Below are 15,843 nucleotides of genomic sequence, written 5' to 3'. Positions count from 1 at the left end.
CGCCGCCGGTCTGATCACCCGTCTGGTCCTGTCCGGACGTGGCGGCGCCCGTAACGAGCGCAGCGAAGTGAAGGTCGCAGTCCGGACACCCCCTACCCCCACGGAGGCCCCGGCCTTCCGCCCCGGGGCCCCGCGACACGCCTCCCCCCAAGCCCCCGCCGTATTTCCAACTCCCTTTACCTCAGGCCCCCTTGCCCCCGAAGACGGCACCGGCTTCACTGGCGATCCACTCACACACCGAGGGGTCCCCCGTGAGGTCCACCCGCACCACCACCCTGGTGACCGCGGCAGCCGCCGCGGCCTGCGCCGCCGTGCTCGCCACCGCGATCCCGTCCGCGGCGATCAACTCGTACAACGCCACTCCCGCACCCGAGCGCACCGAGGTCGGCGCGCTGATCGCGACCTGGGACGACGACGACGACCCCGGCACGCCCGACCGGGCGGACTGGGTCTGCTCCGGCACCATGGTCGACGCCGACACCTTCCTGACCGCCGCGCACTGCACCACCGACTGGCCGGAGAACGTACGTTTCTACGTCTCCCTCGACCAGGACGTGCAGGCCGATCTGGACCGGGCCGCCGCCGAGCACCCGGGAGACCCGGCCGCGATGGCGGAGGCCGTCGGCGTGGCGGGGGTCGCGCACAGTCACCCCGCCTACCCGGGCCCGGCCTCGGACCGTCACGACATCTCGGTGATCGAACTGCCGGCCGCGAAGATCGCGGAGCGCTGGAGCTTCACGCCCGCGAGCCTGCCGCCCGCCGGGGCCCTCGACGCGCTCGGAGCGCGGGGGCTGAACGACACGCCCTTCGTCGTCGCGGGGTACGGAACGCAGGAGGCGCAGCGCGGACCCGGCGGCCAGACCCACCCCGGCGGCGGCGTCCGAATGAAGGCCCCGGTGACCTTCAACGCGCTGAACGACGCCTGGATCAGGCTCGGGATGACCGCCCCGCAGGGCAACGGCGGTGCCTGCTACGGGGATTCGGGCGGCCCGAACTTCGCGACGCTGGACGGGCGGCGCACCCTGGTGGCCACCACGATCACCGGGGACACGCCCTGCTACGCGACGAACGTGGTCTACCGGCTCGACACCCCGGGCGCCCGCGACTTCCTGAAGCCGTACGTCCGACTCCCGTGACCCGCCAGGGGATCGCCTCCGCCAGGGCCGCGACCACCGCGGTCCTGGCGGCCTGCGTCCTGGCCCTGGTCGCCGGGTGCGAACGCGCGCCCGAGGACCCGGCGCCCCAGGCGAGCACGCCCGCGGACGTGTGCACGAGCCTCGTGTCGTACTGGGTGAAGGAAGCGCTCAAGGGCAGCAAGTGGGCGGGGCTCGACTGGGAGCAGAAGGGCCTGTCCAACGAGCAGTACGCGATCCACGACGAGGTGCTGCTGGCGGCCCGCGCCGAGGAGCGGCGGGCGGGCCGCGCCGAGGAGCGGCGGGCGGGCCGCGAGGCGGCCTTCGCGCTGGCCGACCGGGAGAGCCGCCGACGCTGCGAGGAGGCGAAGGGGGCGACGGGAAGTTCGGAGAACTGGCGTCCGCCCAGCGAACAGAGAGTACCCACGGGCGGACCCGAACCCTCCTCTTCGTAACACTGCGTAACACCGCCGCAATGTCGGAATGGAGCCCTCCGGTCAGGTCGTACGTCCGATGACATCGAGCGCACTGTCCGATATCCGGAGAGTCGACCGAGGCGGTCGTCAGGAGCCAAAACCGCTCAAGCCCCTTAGCGGAACTGGGCGTTCTCAGTATGTGAACACCGCACTACCGACCGTTGTGCCCGGCTTTGCCCACCCCCTGCACACCGTCTCCCCCCGTCGGCATAACAAGACAGTCACATCCTGACCTCGGCGCTCCCCGACCCTCCCCACCTGCGCCTAGAGTCACGGCCAGTCACCGCGCCGCCGGGCGCCCTCTCTGCACGGCACCCGCTCCACCCCGTACGGCCCGGCATCGAAACGGCACCTCTAGCTACACAGCTCCACGGCACCGCCTCAGCTTGAGGGGGCCGCGCCAGGGAAAGGATTCTTCGTGCGACACCGTTCTTTGCTCATCCTCACCAGCGTGCTCACCACGGGAGCGCTCACCCTCACCGCCTGCGGTTCGCGCGACGAGGGGGGCAAGGGCGGCGGCGACGACGCCGGCGGCACCACCACCGTCGTGATCGGTGTGGACGCCCCGCTCACGGGTTCGCTCTCCGCCCTCGGCCAGGGCATCAAGAACTCCGTGGACCTGGCGGCCAAGACCGCCAACAAGAACAAGGAAGTCCCCGGGATCACCTTCAAGGTGGAGGCCCTGGACGACCAGGCCGTCCCCGCCTCCGGCCAGGCCAACGCCACCAAGCTGGTCGGCAAGAAGGAAGTCCTGGGCGTCGTCGGCCCGCTGAACTCCGGCGTCTCCCAGCAGATGCAGGGCGTCTTCGCCGCCGCCGGCCTCGCGCAGGTCTCCCCGGCCAACACGAACCCCTCGCTCAGCCAGGGCGACAACTGGGGCAAGGGCGAGTTCAAGCGCCCCTTCCCGACCTACTTCCGCACCGCCGCCACCGACGTGGTCCAGGGCAAGTTCGCCGCCCAGTACCTCTTCAAGGACGCCGGCAAGAAGAAGGTCTTCGTCGTCGACGACAAGCAGACCTACGGCGCCGGCCTCGCGGCGATCTTCACCGACGAGTTCAAGCGTCTCGGCGGCCAGGTCGTCGGCACCGACCACGTCACCGTGAAGGAGACCGACTTCTCCTCCACCGCCGACAAGGTCAAGGCGTCCGGCGCGGACTCCGTCTACTTCGGCGGCCAGTACCCCGAGGGCGGCCTGCTCTCCGACCAGGTCAAGAAGACCGGCGCCAAGATCCCCGTCATGGGTGGCGACGGCATCTACGACCCGGCCTTCATCAGCGCCTCCGGCGAGGCCAACGACGGTGACCTGGCCACCTCGATCGGCTACCCGGTCGAGAAGCTGGACACCGCCAAGAAGTTCATCGCCGACTACAACGCCGGTGGCTACAAGGACCCGTACGCGGCCTACGGCGGCTACTCCTACGACGCCGGCTGGGCGATCATCCAGGCCGTCAAGGCCGCCGTCGCCGCCAACAACGGCAAGCTGCCCGCCGACGCCCGCGCCAAGGTCACCGAGGCCCTGGGCAAGGTCTCCTTCGACGGTGTGACCGGCAAGGTCTCCTTCGACGAGTTCGGCGACACCACCAACAAGCAGCTCACGGTCTACAAGGTCGAGGGCGGCAAGTGGGTCGACGTCAAGAGCGACACCTTCAACCAGTAGGACCCCGGCCCGTCCAGGGCCCACCCCGCACCACCCGAAACACCTGAACCAGCCCGCGCGAGGGCGCAAACAGCGCCCTCGCGCGGAGTCATATCCGACACGCTCATCGGAGGCCCTGCGGTGAACGAACTGCCGCAACAGCTGGCCAACGGCCTGGCCCTCGGTGCTCTCTATGGCCTCATCGCCATCGGGTACACCATGGTCTACGGCATCGTCCAGCTCATCAACTTCGCCCACGGCGAGATCTTCATGATCGGGGGCTTCGGCGCCCTCACCACCTACACCGCTCTGCCGAGCGGAACGTCCCTTCTGGTGGCGATACCGCTCATGATCGTCGGTGGCGCGATAGCCTCCGTGGCCGTCGCCACCGCCGCCGAGCGGTTCGCCTACCGGCCGCTGCGCAGCGCGCCCCGGCTGGCGCCGCTCATCACCGCGATCGGTCTGTCCATCGCGCTCCAGCAGCTGGTCTGGCAGTTCTACCCGGACGCCAAGAAGGCCGTCAGCTTCCCCGAGTTCAAGGGCGAGGCCTTCCAGCTCCTCGACAACCTGGCGATCCAGCGCTCCGACGCCTTCGTGCTGATCCTGGCGCCGCTGTGCATGCTCGCCCTCGGCGTCTTCGTCTCCAAGAGCCGCAGCGGGCGCGCCATGCAGGCCACCGCGCAGGACCCGGACACCGCGAAGCTGATGGGCATCAACACCGACCGCATCATCGTCATGGCCTTCGCCATCGGTGCCGCGTTCGCCGCCGTCGCCGCGGTCGCCTACGGCCTCGACAAGGGCCAGATCAACTTCGAGATGGGCTTCATCCTCGGCCTCAAGGCCTTCACCGCGGCCGTCCTGGGCGGCATCGGCAACATCTACGGCGCCATGGTCGGCGGCGTGGTCCTCGGCATCGCCGAGTCCCTCTCGATCGCCTACATCGAGGACATCCCCGGCATGCAGCAGCTCGGCGGCGGTGCCTGGTCCAACGTGTGGGCCTTCGTCCTCCTCATCGTCGTCCTCCTCGTGCGGCCCCAGGGCCTGCTCGGCGAGCGCGTCGCGGACAGGGCGTGAGCGGCATGAGCGAGAACCTCACCAAGACCGAGGCCACGGACGCCGACAAGGCCACGGCCCCGACCGGGGGCAAGCCCGCCGGGCTGCTCTGGGCGGTCGTCGGCGGCAGCGTCGCGACCGTCGCCAGCGCCTTCCTGCCGTGGACGTGGACCACCGACTTCCCCGGCAACCTCACGATCTACGGCAACCCCGCCCCGCTCCAGCTGCTCACGCTCGTCGGGGCCGTGCTCACCCTCGCCCACGCGCTCTCGGCGCTGGGCGTCAAGGGCCTCGGCTGGCTCACCCCGGGCGGCTCCCGCAAGGCGCTGTGGATCGTGGCCCTGGGCACCTTCGCCACCACCCTGTTCACCGCGCTCTCGATCGTCGTCGAGCTGGGCGCCCTGGTGGACCTGGAGCCCGGCGCCGGTGTCGCCGTCGTCGCCTCGGCCGTCCCGGCGCTCGCCGCGTACAAGCTGCCGGACGACACCCGCAGGCCGGCCCGCGCCAAGGCCCTCCCCTCCTGGGCCGAGATCCTGATCATCGTCGTCGTCTTCGCCCTCGGCCTCTTCGTGGTCACCTTCGGCATCGACACCGACGACGCGGAGCCGCAGCTCTTCATCGCGTATCTGATCCTGGTCGGCTTCTCCGCCACGGCCCTGATCAAGTCCGGTCTGACCGGGCGCCTTTCGCAGATGACCGCGCGCAACCGCCAGGTGACCATCACGGCCAGCCTGGTCATGGCCATCGCCTTCCCGTTCATCCAGCAGAGCGGCGACACGTACACGCTGATCGCGGTCAACATCCTGATCTTCGCGACCGTCGCCCTCGGCCTGAACATCGTCGTCGGTCTCGCGGGTCTGCTCGACCTCGGTTACGTCGCCTTCCTCGGCGTCGGCGCGTACACCGCGGCCCTGGTCTCCGGCGCCACCTCCTCCGCCTTCGGGGTCCAGTTCCCGTTCTGGGCCGCGGCCCTCACCGGCATGGCCGCCTCGCTGGTCTTCGGCGTCGTCATCGGCGCGCCGACCCTGCGGCTGCGCGGCGACTACCTCGCCATCGTGACCCTCGGCTTCGGAGAGATCTTCCGCATCGCCATGGGCAACCTCGACGGCACCTCGGGCCCGCAGATCACCAACGGCCCGAACGGCATCCCGAACATCCCGCAGCTGGAGTTCTTCGGCTACAACTTCGGCGAGTCCCACACCGTCCTGGGCGTCGAGCTCGGCGCGTACGCCAACTACTACCTGCTGATGATCCTCGTCATGGTGATCGTCATGGTGGTCTTCTCCCGCGCGGGCAACAGCCGCATCGGCCGGGCCTGGGTCGCCATCCGCGAGGACGAGACCGCCGCCACCGCCATGGGCATCAACGGCTTCCGGGTCAAGCTGGTCGCCTTCGCCCTCGGCGCGGCCCTGGCCGGCCTGGCGGGCACGGTCCAGGCGCACGTCAACACCACCGTGGTGCCCGAGAACTACGTCTTCGCCGGCCCCGTGCCGCCGAACTCCGCGTTCCTGCTCGCGGCCGTCATCCTCGGCGGCATGGGCACGATCAGCGGTCCCATCGTCGGCTCGGCGCTGCTCTTCCTGATCCCGGCCAAGCTGTCCTTCCTCCAGGACTACCAGCTGCTCGGCTTCGGCATCGCCCTGATCCTGCTGATGCGCTTCCGCCCCGAGGGCCTGATCGCCAACAAGCGCGCCAAGCTGGAATTCCACGAGAACGACGAGCAGCCCGACGTACCGGAGCAGCGGCGGCCCGCGGACGCGGAGTCCGGCGCCGGTACGGCGAAGGCGGGGGCGTGAACGCCATGACGACCACCACCGAGACCGGCACCGGGACCACCGCGACCGCGGCCGCCGTCCTGGAGGCGCGCGGGGTCACCATGCGCTTCGGCGGTCTGACCGCCGTCCGTGACGTCGACCTGACCGTCCGCCAGGGCGAGATCGTCGGCCTCATCGGCCCCAACGGCGCCGGCAAGACCACCTTCTTCAACTGCCTGACCGGTCTGTACGTCCCGACGGAGGGCCAGGTCAGCTACAAGGGGACGGTCCTGCCGCCCAAGCCGCACCTGGTCACCCAGGCCGGCATCGCGCGTACCTTCCAGAACATCCGCCTCTTCTCCAACATGACGGTCCTGGAGAACGTCCTCGTGGGACGGCACACCCGGACCAAGGAGGGCCTGTGGTCCGCGCTGCTGCGCGGCCCCGGCTTCAAGCGGGCGGAGGCGGCCTCGCGCGAACGGGCCATGGAGCTCCTGGAGTTCGTGGGCCTGGCCGCCAAGGCCGAGCACCTCGCGCGCAACCTGCCGTACGGCGAGCAGCGCAAGCTGGAGATCGCCCGCGCGCTCGCCAGCGACCCCGGTCTGCTGCTGCTCGACGAGCCGACGGCCGGCATGAACCAGGCCGAGACCCGCACCACCGAGGAGCTGGTCTTCGCGATCCGCGACCTCGGCATCGCGGTCCTGGTCATCGAGCACGACATGAAGTTCATCTTCAAGCTGTGCGACCGGGTCGCCGTCCTCGTCCAGGGCGAGAAGCTGGTCGAGGGCACCTCCGAGGTCGTCCAGGGCGACGAGCGGGTCGTCGCCGCGTACCTGGGCACGCCGTTCGAGGGCGCGCCGGGCGCGGAGGAGGCCGCCGAGGTCGAGGCCGCGGAGACGCACGCGGCCGAGGCGGCGGAGGCCGAGGCCACCGAAGCCCCGGAGGCTCCGGAGGCCACCACGACGGACGCCACCGCGACGGAGGACACCGCGTCCCAGGACGCGGACAGCACCACCGAAGGAGACTCCAAGTGACCGCACTTCTGGAGGTCGAGGACCTCAGGGTCGCCTACGGCAAGATCGAGGCCGTCAAGGGCATCTCCTTCTCCGTCGACGCGGGCCAGGTCGTCGCCCTGATCGGCACCAACGGCGCCGGCAAGACCACGACCCTGCGCACGCTGTCCGGTCTGATCAAGCCCTCCGGCGGCACGATCACCTTCGACGGCCAGGTGCTCAACGGCATCCCGGCCCACAAGGTGGTCTCGCTGGGCCTCGCCCACTCCCCCGAGGGCCGGCACATCTTCCCCCGGCTCAGCATCGCCGAGAACCTCCAGCTGGGCGCCTTCCTGCGCAGCGACAAGGACGGCATCGAGCAGGACATCCAGAAGGCCTACGACCTCTTCCCGATCCTGGGCGAGCGTCGCAAGCAGGCCGCGGGCACCCTCTCCGGCGGTGAGCAGCAGATGCTGGCGATGGGCAGGGCGCTGATGTGCCGGCCCAAGCTGCTGATGCTGGACGAGCCCTCGATGGGTCTCTCCCCCATCATGATGCAGAAGATCATGGAGACCATCGCGGCGCTGAAGGCCGAGGGCATGACGATCCTGCTCATCGAGCAGAACGCGCAGGCCGCCCTCTCCCTCGCGGACTACGGGTACGTGATGGAGGTCGGCACGGTGAAGCTGTCCGGCACCGGCAGCGACCTGCTCGTCAACGACGAGGTGCGCAAGACGTACCTCGGCGAGGAGTAGGCACCACGGACGAAGGCCCGCCCCACGGACTCGTGGGGCGGGCCTTCTTCGCGTGTACGGGCCTGCCTACTGCTCCTTGGCCTTCGCGGCCTTCTTCTCCTCGGCGTCCTCGATGACCGCCTCGGCGACCTGCTGCATCGACATGCGGCGGTCCATGGAGGTCTTCTGGATCCAGCGGAAGGCGGCCGGCTCGGTGAGGCCGTACTGGGTCTGGAGGATCGACTTGGCGCGGTCCACCAGCTTGCGGGTCTCCAGGCGCTGGGAGAGGTCGGCGACCTCCTGCTCCAGGGCGCGCAGCTCGGCGAAGCGAGAGACGGCCATCTCGATGGCCGGCACCACGTCGCTCTTGCTGAACGGCTTGACCAGGTACGCCATGGCGCCGGCGTCCCGGGCGCGCTCGACGAGCTCGCGCTGGGAGAAGGCGGTGAGCATGAGGACCGGGGCGATGGACTCGCCGGCGATCTTCTCGGCCGCGGAGATGCCGTCGAGGACGGGCATCTTCACATCGAGGATGACGAGGTCGGGGCGGTGCTCGCGGGCGAGCTCCACGGCGGTGGCGCCGTCGCCGGCCTCACCGACGACGGTGTAGCCCTCCTCCTCCAGCATCTCCTTGAGGTCGAGCCGGATGAGGGCCTCGTCCTCGGCGATGACGACACGGGTCGTCAGCGGCGGGACGTGCGACGTGCCGGCGTCGTCGTCGGCGGCGGGCTGGGGCGACTCGGGGGCGGTCACGCGGGCTCCTCGTTCAAGGCCTCGTTCGCGGGGCGGATCGAGGCGGATACAGCTCCCCATGAGCCTACCCACCTCCTGTAAGGTAGGGGCACGGCGGGTGACCGCCGCCCTTCGTTTCGAAGGAAGCCCCGGTAGCCCAGCGGTAGAGGCAATGGTCTCAAACACCATCTAGCGTGGGTTCGAATCCCACCCGGGGTACATTAACGCGTTTTCCAAGGTCACGCCCCGACTGCGGCTTCCGGGGGACCGTCACTCCGCCGGGGGCTCCCCGATGTGGTGGACGCGGACCAGGTTGGTGGAACCCGGCACTCCGGGCGGTGAACCGGCCGTGATGACCACGATGTCCCCCTTCTGGCAGCGCCCGATCCGCAGCAGCTCCTCGTCGACCTGCGCCACCATCGCGTCGGTGGAGTCCACGTGCGGGCCGAGGAAGGTCTCGACGCCCCAGGTGAGGTTGAGCTGGGAGCGGGTCGCCGGGTCCGGCGTGAAGGCCAGCAGCGGGATCGGCGAGCGGTAGCGGGAGAGCCGCTTGACGGTGTCGCCGGACTGGGTGAAGGCGACCAGGAAGCGGGCCCCGAGGAAGTCCCCGATCTCGGCGGCGGCCCGGGCCACCGCGCCGCCCTGGGTGCGGGGCTTGCTGCGCTCGGTCAGCGGCGGCAGCCCCTTGGCGAGGACGTCCTCCTCGGCGGCCTCGACGATCCGGCTCATCGTGCGCACGGTCTCGACCGGGTACTTGCCGACGCTGGTCTCCCCGGAGAGCATCACGGCGTCGGTGCCGTCGATGACGGCGTTGGCGACGTCGGAGGCCTCGGCGCGGGTCGGCCGGGAGTTGTCGATCATCGAGTCGAGCATCTGGGTGGCGACGATGACCGGCTTGGCGTTCCGCTTGGCCAGCTTGACCGCCCGCTTCTGGACGATCGGCACCTGCTCCAGGGGCATCTCCACGCCCAGGTCGCCGCGGGCGACCATGATGCCGTCGAAGGCGGCGACGATGTCCTCGATGTTCTCGACGGCCTGCGGCTTCTCGATCTTGGCGATGACCGGGACCCGGCGGTCCTCCTCGTCCATGATCCGGTGGACGTCCTCGATGTCCCGGCCGCTGCGGACGAAGGAGAGGGCGATGACGTCGGCGCCGATCCGCAGGGCCCAGCGCAGGTCCTCGACGTCCTTCTCGGACAGCGCCGGCACGGAGACGGCGACCCCCGGCAGATTCAGGCCCTTGTTGTCGGAGACCATGCCGCCCTCGACGACCCGGGTGTTGACCCGGGGCCCCTCGACGGAGACGACCTCCAGGGTGACCCGGCCGTCGTCGACGAGGATGCGCTCGCCCGCGGTGACGTCCTCGGCGAGGCCGGCGTAGGTGGTGCCGCAGCAGTGGCGGTCGCCCTCCATCGGCTCGACGGTGATGGCGAACTCGTCGCCGCGTTCAAGCAGTACGGGACCCTCGCGGAACCGGCCGAGACGGATCTTCGGACCTTGAAGGTCGGCGAGGACGCCGACGCTGCGGCCGGTCTCCTCGGACGCCTTGCGGACGCGCTGGTAACGCTCCTCGTGCTCGACATAGGAGCCGTGGCTGAGGTTGAGACGGGCCACGTCCATCCCGGCTTCGACCAACGCCTTGATCTGGTCGTATGTTTCGGTGGCGGGCCCAAGGGTACAAACGATTTTCGCTCGGCGCATGAGGCGAGCCTAGGGCTTACCGGCGGGTAGCGAATGGGCCGGGCATGACTACTCAACAACCTTTCGATGAAAGGTTGTTGACAAGTCTTGAATCTGTGCGAACGGCTGCTCTGATGAGCGATTTTCGCGGTCCCCGGCCGCTCGTCTCAGAGTGCGGGCGGGACCATCGTGAAGCGCGCGGCGACCTCGGCCGTGACCGTCTGGCGCTGCGGTTCCAGCTCCATCGGCGCGGGCGCCTCCACCGACTCCGCCGCGAACGCCATCCGCATCCCGCCCATCGGCGCGGGCGCGCCCTGCCCGATCCCGGTGTCGGAGAGTTCGAGCAGCGCCACCAGCGAGGACCCCAGCGCCTCCGCGTACTCGCGGGCCCGGCGCACCGCCTCCCGTACGGCCTGCCGGCGGGCCTCCGCGTACGCCGGTGAGTCCGGGCGCAGCGCCCACCAGGGGCCGTCGACCCGGGTCCACTCCAGGTCGGCGAGGCGGGTGACCAGCTCGCCGAGGGCGGTGAAGTCGGTGAGCTCCGCCGACAGGTGCACCCAGCCCTGGTAGCCGCGCACCCGCTCGCCGCGCCCGTGCCGGGTGGGCTCCGGGCTGACCGAGAGGGCGCCCGTCTCCAGCTTGGCGACGGCCTCCCCGTACGACTTGACCAGGGCGATGGCCTCGGCGTTCCGGCTGGTCAGGGCGGCCAGGACCGAGGAGCGGTCGGTGCCGCGGGCGCGTACCGAGACACCGATCCTGGCGAGTTCCGGATCCACTTCCAGGCGGCCTTCGCCACGGACCGTCACCTGGGGTGCCTCGGGGGTGGGCTGCTGCTGTGTCATACCGAACACTTTCCCACTCCGTAACCCGATAGGTCTGTTGCGACCGAGCGATCCGAGCCAGAATCTACGCGCGTTGTGCGCCACGGTCGGCGCCCTCGCCACAGAACCACAAGGGGAGAAACACACATGCCGCTGAACCGCAGGACGTTCCTGGAGCGCTCGGCCGCCGCCGGGGCCGGAGTGGCCCTCACCGGCGCCGTCGCCGTGCCCGCCGAGGCCCACGACGGAGCCCCCGGCCACGGCCGCCCGCGTCCGCAGAAGCGGTACTCCTTCACCGTGATGGGCACCACCGATCTGCACGGAAACGTTTTCAACTGGGACTACTTCGTCGATCGCGAGTTTGACGACAAGGCGCACAACGACGTCGGCCTCGCCAAGATCTCCACGCTGGTCGAGCAGGTCCGCGAGGAGAAGGGGCGCTGCAACACCCTCCTCATCGACGCCGGCGACACCATCCAGGGCACCCAGCTGTCCTACTACTACGCCAAGGTCGACCCGATCACGAAGGCCGGCGGCCCGGTCCACCCGATGGCCCAGGCCATGAACGCCATCGGCTACGACGCCGCCGCGCTCGGCAACCACGAGTTCAACTACGGCATCCCGGTGCTGCGCAAGTTCCAGGAGCAGTGCGACTTCCCGCTGCTCGGCGCCAACGCGCTCGACGCGAAGACCCTGCGCCCGGCCTTCCCGCCGTACAGCATGCACCGGCTGCGCACCCCGCACGGCCGTGACGTCAAGGTCGCCGTGCTCGGCCTGACCAACCCGGGCATCGCCATCTGGGACAAGGCGAACGTCAGCGGCAAGATGGTCTTCCCGGGCCTTGAGGAGCAGGCCGCCAAGTGGGTGCCGAAGCTGCGCTCCATGGGCGCCGACGTGGTCGTCGTCTCGGCGCACTCCGGCTCCAGCGGCACCTCCTCGTACGGTGACCAGCTCCCGTACATCGAGAACGCGGCCGGGCTCGTGGCCGAGCAGGTGCCGGGCATCGACGCGATCCTCGTCGGGCACGCCCACACCGAGATCCCCGAGTACCGGATCGCGAACAAGGAGACCGGCAAGGACGTCGTCCTGTCCGAGCCGCTCAAGTGGGGCCAGCGCCTCACCCTCTTCGACTTCGACCTGGTGTGGGAGAAGGGCCGCTGGACCGTCGAGAAGGTCGGCGCGAAGGTCCTCAACTCCAACACGGTCGCCGAGGACCCGGAGATCACCGGGCTGCTCGTGGACGAGCACAAGAAGGTCGTCGCGTACGTCAACCAGGTGATCGGCACCTCCACCGCCGCCATGACCACGGCCGACGCGCCGTGGAAGGACGAGCCGATCATCGACCTGATCAACGTCGTCCAGGCCGAGACGGTGAAGGCGGCGCTGGCCGGCGGCGCCTACGCCAACCTGCCGGTGCTCTCGCAGGCCTCCTGCTTCTCCCGTACGGCCCGGATCCCGTCCGGTCAGATCACCATCAAGGACGCCGCCGGGCTCTACCCCTTCGAGAACACCATGGAGGCCCGCCTGCTGACGGGCGCCCAGCTGAAGGACTACCTGGAGTACTCGGCGAAGTACTACGTCCAGACCCCGGCGGGCGCCCCCGTCGACACCGCGAAGCTGACCAACGCGGACAACACCCCGGACTACAACTACGACGCCGTGTCCGGGCTCGCGTACGACATCGACATCGCCAAGCCGGTGGGCCAGCGGATCGCGAACCTGTCCTTCCAGGGCAAGCCGCTCGACCCGGCCGCGCAGTTCGTGCTCGCGGTGAACAACTACCGGGCCAGCGGCGGCGGCGCCTTCCCGCACGTGGCCAAGGCCCAGCAGCTGTGGGCGAACTCGGACGAAATCCGCAACACGATCATCCAGTGGGTCAAGGCCAAGGGCACGGTCGACCCGGCCCTGTTCGCCTCGGTGGACTGGAAGCTGACCCGGGACGGCGTGCCGGTCTTCTAGGCACCGGACGCTAGTGCTGGACGAGAGGCGTCAGCTTCTGGCCCTGGGCCGGGATGCTCGGCGCCTCTCGCGCGTCCAGGCCGAAGGTGGTGAAGGCGGTGCGGCGGGGCAGCCGGTAGGGCTCCGCGCCGGTGACCGAGTTGAGGATGACGGCGCTGCGCCAGGCGGCGAGCCCCAGGTCGGGGGCGCCGACGCCGTGGGTGTGCTTCTCCGCGTTCTGGACGTAGACCGAGCCGGTCACCGAGTCGTCGAGCACCAGCCGGTACGCGCTGTCGATCCGGGGGCGCCCGGCGGAGTCGTGCCGCAGATACGGGTCGAGTCCGGCGAGCATCCGGTCGACCGGGCGCTCGCGGTAGCCGGTGGCCAGGACCACGGCGTCGGTGGTGAGCCGGGAGCGGGTGTTCTGCTGGGCGTGCTCCAGGTGCAGCTCGACCTTGGTGGTGGCGACCCGGCCCGCCGTGCGGACCCGGACCCCCGGGGTGATGACGGCGTCCGGCCAGCCGCCGTGCAGGGTGCGGCGGTAGAGCTCGTCGTGGATGGCGGCGATGGTGTCGGCGTCGATGCCCTTGTGCAGCTGCCACTGGCGGGGCACGAGATCGCCCCGGACCGGCTCGGGCAGGGCGTGGAAGTAGCGGGTGTAGTCGGGGGTGAAGTGCTCCAGGCCCAGCTTGGAGTACTCCATGGGGGCGAAGGCCTCGCTGCGGGCCAGCCAGTGCAGCCGCTCGGCCCCCTCGGGGCGGGCGCGCAGCAGGTCGAGGAAGACCTCGGCGCCGGACTGGCCGGAGCCGATGACGGTGACGTGCCCGGCGGCGAGCAGGGTCTCGCGGTGGGTCAGGTAGTCGGCGGAGTGGATCACGGGCACCCCGGGCGCGTCGGCGAGCGGGCGCAGCGGCTCGGGGACGTAGGGCTCGGTGCCGACGCCGAGGACGACATTGCGGGTGTACGCGCGGCCCAGCGCCTCGGCCTCGCCGTCGGCGTCCAGCTGGGTGAAGTCGACCTCGAACAGGCGCCGTTCGGGATTCCAGCGGACGGAATCGACCTGGTGTCCGAAGTGGAGCCCGGGGACCTGGCCGCTGACCCAGCGGCAGTAGGCGTCGTACTCGGCGCGCTGGATGTGGAACTTCTCGGCGAAGTAGAAGGGGAAGAGCCGGTCGCGGCTCCTGAGGTAGTTGAGGAAGCTCCACGGGCTGGCCGGGTCGGCGAGGGTCACCAGGTCGGCCAGGAACGGGACCTGGAGGGTGGCGCCCTCGATGAGCAGGCCGGGGTGCCAGTGGAAGGCGGGCCGCTGCTCGAAGAAGGCGGTGGCCAGGCCGCCGGGGACGCCCTGGGCGAGTGCGGCGAGGGAGAGGTTGAACGGGCCGATGCCGACGCCCACCAGGTCGTGCGGACGGTCGAGGTCGTGCTGGGGGGTGCTGCCGGTCATCGGTCGGTGCCGCCTTCCACGAGGGAGATGATCTGTGCCAGGTCGCCGGGGGTGGCGTGGGGGTTGAGCAGGGTGGCCTTGAGCCAGAGCCGCCCGTCGGCCGCGGCCCGGCCGAGGACCGCGCGGCCCTCGGCGAGCAGCGCGCGGCGGATCCCGGCGACGGCCTCGTCGGACGCGCCGTACGGCCGGAAGAGGACGGTCGTGAGGGTGGGCCGGGCGTAGAGCTCCAGGCCCGGGGCCTTCTCGACCAGCGCGGCGAGCTCCTCGGCGAGCGCCATGCAGGCGTCGACGAGGGCGCCGAGCCCGGAGCGGCCCAGGGCGCGCAGGGTGACGGCGGTCTTGAGGACGTCGGGCCGCCGGGTGGTGCGCAGCGAGCGCCCGAGGAGGTCGGGGAGTCCGGCGTCGGTGTCGTCGTCGGCGTTCAGGTAATCGGCGGTGTGCCCGAGTACGGCGAGGTCGTCGGCGTCCCGGACGGCGAGAAGCCCGGCGGCGGCCGGCTGCCAGCCCAGTTTGTGCAGGTCGACGGTGACCGTGCGGGCCCGGTCGAGCCCGGCGAGGAGCGGGCGGTGCCGGTCGCTGAAGAGGAGCGGGCCGCCGTAGGCCGCGTCCACGTGGAGGTCGGCGTTCCCGTGCGCCGCGCACAGCTCGGCGATCTCCGGGAGCGGGTCGATCAGGCCGGCGTCGGTGGTGCCGGCGGTGGCGGCGACCAGCAGCGGCCCGGGGAGCTCGGTGAGCGCCTGCGCCAGGGCGGCCGGGTCCATGGTGCCGCTCGGGGCCGGGACGACGACCGGTTCGGGCAGGCCGAGGAGCCAGGCGGCGCGGCGGAAGGAGTGGTGGGCGTTGGCCCCGACGAGGGTCTGGACGGTGCCGTGGCGCTCGTGGCGCTCGCGGGCGAGGAGCAGGGCCAGTTGGTTGGACTCGGTGCCGCCGGTGGTGACCAGGCCGTCGGGGCGGGGCGCCGCCGGGAACGCCTCGGCGGCGAGGGCGGCGGTGACCAGCGCTTCGAGCGCGGAGGCGGCGGGGGCCTGGTCCCAGGAGTCCAGGGACGGGTTCAGGACGGAGGCGGCGAGGTCGGCGGCGGCCGCGAGGGCGAGGGGCGGGGTGTGGAGGTGCGCCGCGCACAGCGGGTGCGCGGGGTCGGCGGCGCCCGCGGTGACCGCGCGTACGAGGGTGAACAGGGCCTCGGCGGCCCCGGTGCCGTCCTCGGGCAGCGCCTCCCCGATGGCCTCCCGCACCTGATGGGCCACGGCCTGTGGCCCGCCGGCGGGGAGGGGGCCGCCGCGGTCCTCGGCGCCGGTGCGGAGGGCGTCGAGGACGGTGTCGAGGAGGGGGCGGAGTCGGTCGGGGCCGGGGGCGCCTCCGGCGAGGGGTGCGGCACGCATGGACGACAGCGTGCCGGGGGTTCTGGGGGTTTGTCCGGAGAGTCCGTCACTGTGACCCGAACGGGGGA

The 15,843-nt window shown here is 70.8% G+C and carries 13 protein-coding genes and 1 tRNA gene; 9 read left to right on the top strand and 5 right to left on the bottom strand.

All coding sequences use genetic code 11. The annotated features are described in order from the left end of the window. The first annotated feature begins 251 nt into the window (after nucleotides 1–251). The 7 genes from ABTZ54_RS11070 to ABTZ54_RS11040 all read left to right on the top strand — a co-directional run bounded on the left by ABTZ54_RS11070 (nucleotide 252) and on the right by ABTZ54_RS11040 (nucleotide 7,799). A complete protein-coding gene (locus tag ABTZ54_RS11070) occupies nucleotides 252–1,136 on the top strand; it encodes a trypsin-like serine protease (protein WP_351659945.1) in 885 nt (294 codons plus the stop codon). Next, a complete protein-coding gene (locus ABTZ54_RS11065; protein WP_351659942.1) occupies nucleotides 1,133–1,588 on the top strand; it encodes a hypothetical protein in 456 nt (151 codons plus the stop codon). The genes ABTZ54_RS11070 and ABTZ54_RS11065 overlap by 4 nt, the downstream gene beginning before the upstream one ends. Nucleotides 1,589–2,027: 439 nt before the next feature. Beyond that, nucleotides 2,028–3,266: a branched-chain amino acid ABC transporter substrate-binding protein gene (locus ABTZ54_RS11060; RefSeq protein ID WP_351659939.1), complete on the top strand. Its 1,239-nt coding sequence runs from the start codon at nucleotides 2,028–2,030 to the stop codon at nucleotides 3,264–3,266. A 120-nt stretch (nucleotides 3,267–3,386) separates the two neighbouring features. After that, the gene (locus ABTZ54_RS11055; RefSeq protein ID WP_351659936.1) at nucleotides 3,387–4,319 is read left to right on the top strand and encodes a branched-chain amino acid ABC transporter permease; all 933 of its coding nucleotides are present in this window, start codon (nucleotides 3,387–3,389) and stop codon (nucleotides 4,317–4,319) included. A 5-nt stretch (nucleotides 4,320–4,324) separates the two neighbouring features. Next, entirely contained in the window at nucleotides 4,325–6,094 is a 1,770-nt protein-coding gene (locus tag ABTZ54_RS11050; RefSeq protein ID WP_351659933.1) for a branched-chain amino acid ABC transporter permease, read from the top strand. A gap of 5 nt (nucleotides 6,095–6,099) precedes the next feature. After that, nucleotides 6,100–7,086 (top strand): ABC transporter ATP-binding protein, encoded by a 987-nt coding sequence (locus tag ABTZ54_RS11045; RefSeq protein WP_351659972.1) that lies wholly within the window; start codon nucleotides 6,100–6,102, stop codon nucleotides 7,084–7,086. After that, nucleotides 7,083–7,799 (top strand): ABC transporter ATP-binding protein, encoded by a 717-nt coding sequence (locus ABTZ54_RS11040; RefSeq protein ID WP_351659930.1) that lies wholly within the window; start codon nucleotides 7,083–7,085, stop codon nucleotides 7,797–7,799. Before ABTZ54_RS11045 ends, ABTZ54_RS11040 begins: the two co-directional genes overlap by 4 nt. 66 nt (nucleotides 7,800–7,865) lie before the next feature. Here ABTZ54_RS11040 and ABTZ54_RS11035 read toward each other — a convergent pair whose 3' ends face one another. Next, the gene (locus ABTZ54_RS11035; RefSeq protein ID WP_351659927.1) at nucleotides 7,866–8,531 is read right to left on the bottom strand and encodes an ANTAR domain-containing response regulator; all 666 of its coding nucleotides are present in this window, start codon (nucleotides 8,529–8,531) and stop codon (nucleotides 7,866–7,868) included. A 125-nt stretch (nucleotides 8,532–8,656) separates the two neighbouring features. On the opposite strand from ABTZ54_RS11035, the gene ABTZ54_RS11030 reads away from it, so the two are divergent. Then, a tRNA-Leu gene (locus ABTZ54_RS11030) sits at nucleotides 8,657–8,729 on the top strand. Between the two features lie 51 nt (nucleotides 8,730–8,780). Here the strand turns inward: ABTZ54_RS11030 and pyk are convergent. Continuing rightward, on the bottom strand, nucleotides 8,781–10,211 hold the full coding sequence (pyk, locus tag ABTZ54_RS11025; protein WP_351659925.1) for a pyruvate kinase: 1,431 nt from the start codon (nucleotides 10,209–10,211) through the stop codon (nucleotides 8,781–8,783). Between the two features lie 146 nt (nucleotides 10,212–10,357). After that, nucleotides 10,358–11,032, bottom strand: a complete 675-nt coding sequence (locus ABTZ54_RS11020) for an SIMPL domain-containing protein (RefSeq protein ID WP_351659922.1) — start codon at nucleotides 11,030–11,032, stop codon at nucleotides 10,358–10,360. Between the two features lie 126 nt (nucleotides 11,033–11,158). On the opposite strand from ABTZ54_RS11020, the gene ABTZ54_RS11015 reads away from it, so the two are divergent. Then, a complete protein-coding gene (locus ABTZ54_RS11015) occupies nucleotides 11,159–12,970 on the top strand; it encodes a bifunctional metallophosphatase/5'-nucleotidase (RefSeq protein ID WP_351659919.1) in 1,812 nt (603 codons plus the stop codon). Nucleotides 12,971–12,980: 10 nt separating this feature from the next. Here ABTZ54_RS11015 and ABTZ54_RS11010 read toward each other — a convergent pair whose 3' ends face one another. Further along, entirely contained in the window at nucleotides 12,981–14,393 is a 1,413-nt protein-coding gene (locus ABTZ54_RS11010) for a lysine N(6)-hydroxylase/L-ornithine N(5)-oxygenase family protein (protein WP_351659915.1), read from the bottom strand. Then, nucleotides 14,390–15,775 carry a pyridoxal phosphate-dependent decarboxylase family protein gene (locus ABTZ54_RS11005; protein WP_351659912.1) on the bottom strand — a complete coding sequence of 462 codons (1,386 nt, stop codon included), beginning with the start codon at nucleotides 15,773–15,775 and terminating at the stop codon, nucleotides 14,390–14,392. The genes ABTZ54_RS11010 and ABTZ54_RS11005 overlap by 4 nt, the downstream gene beginning before the upstream one ends. Nucleotides 15,776–15,843 lie beyond the last annotated feature (68 nt).

This window comes from Streptomyces sp. NPDC094032, assembly GCF_040303965.1.
Lineage (GTDB): Bacteria > Actinomycetota > Actinomycetes > Streptomycetales > Streptomycetaceae > Streptomyces.
The sequence above is the reverse complement of the archived record's forward strand: the minus strand, read 5'-3'. Positions and strand labels throughout refer to the sequence as shown.

What these genes read in the sequence shown, in the direction of transcription:
- ABTZ54_RS11050 (WP_351659933.1), top strand. Translation starts at nt 4,325, where the DNA reads ATGAGCGAGAACCTCACCAAGACCGAGGCCACGGACGCCGACAAGGCC.
- ABTZ54_RS11045 (WP_351659972.1), top strand. Translation starts at nt 6,100, where the DNA reads ATGACGACCACCACCGAGACCGGCACCGGGACCACCGCGACCGCGGCC.
- pyk (WP_351659925.1), bottom strand. Translation starts at nt 10,211, where the DNA reads ATGCGCCGAGCGAAAATCGTTTGTACCCTTGGGCCCGCCACCGAAACA.
- ABTZ54_RS11020 (WP_351659922.1), bottom strand. Translation starts at nt 11,032, where the DNA reads ATGACACAGCAGCAGCCCACCCCCGAGGCACCCCAGGTGACGGTCCGT.
- ABTZ54_RS11015 (WP_351659919.1), top strand. Translation starts at nt 11,159, where the DNA reads ATGCCGCTGAACCGCAGGACGTTCCTGGAGCGCTCGGCCGCCGCCGGG.
- ABTZ54_RS11010 (WP_351659915.1), bottom strand. Translation starts at nt 14,393, where the DNA reads ATGACCGGCAGCACCCCCCAGCACGACCTCGACCGTCCGCACGACCTG.
- ABTZ54_RS11005 (WP_351659912.1), bottom strand. Translation starts at nt 15,775, where the DNA reads ATGCGTGCCGCACCCCTCGCCGGAGGCGCCCCCGGCCCCGACCGACTC.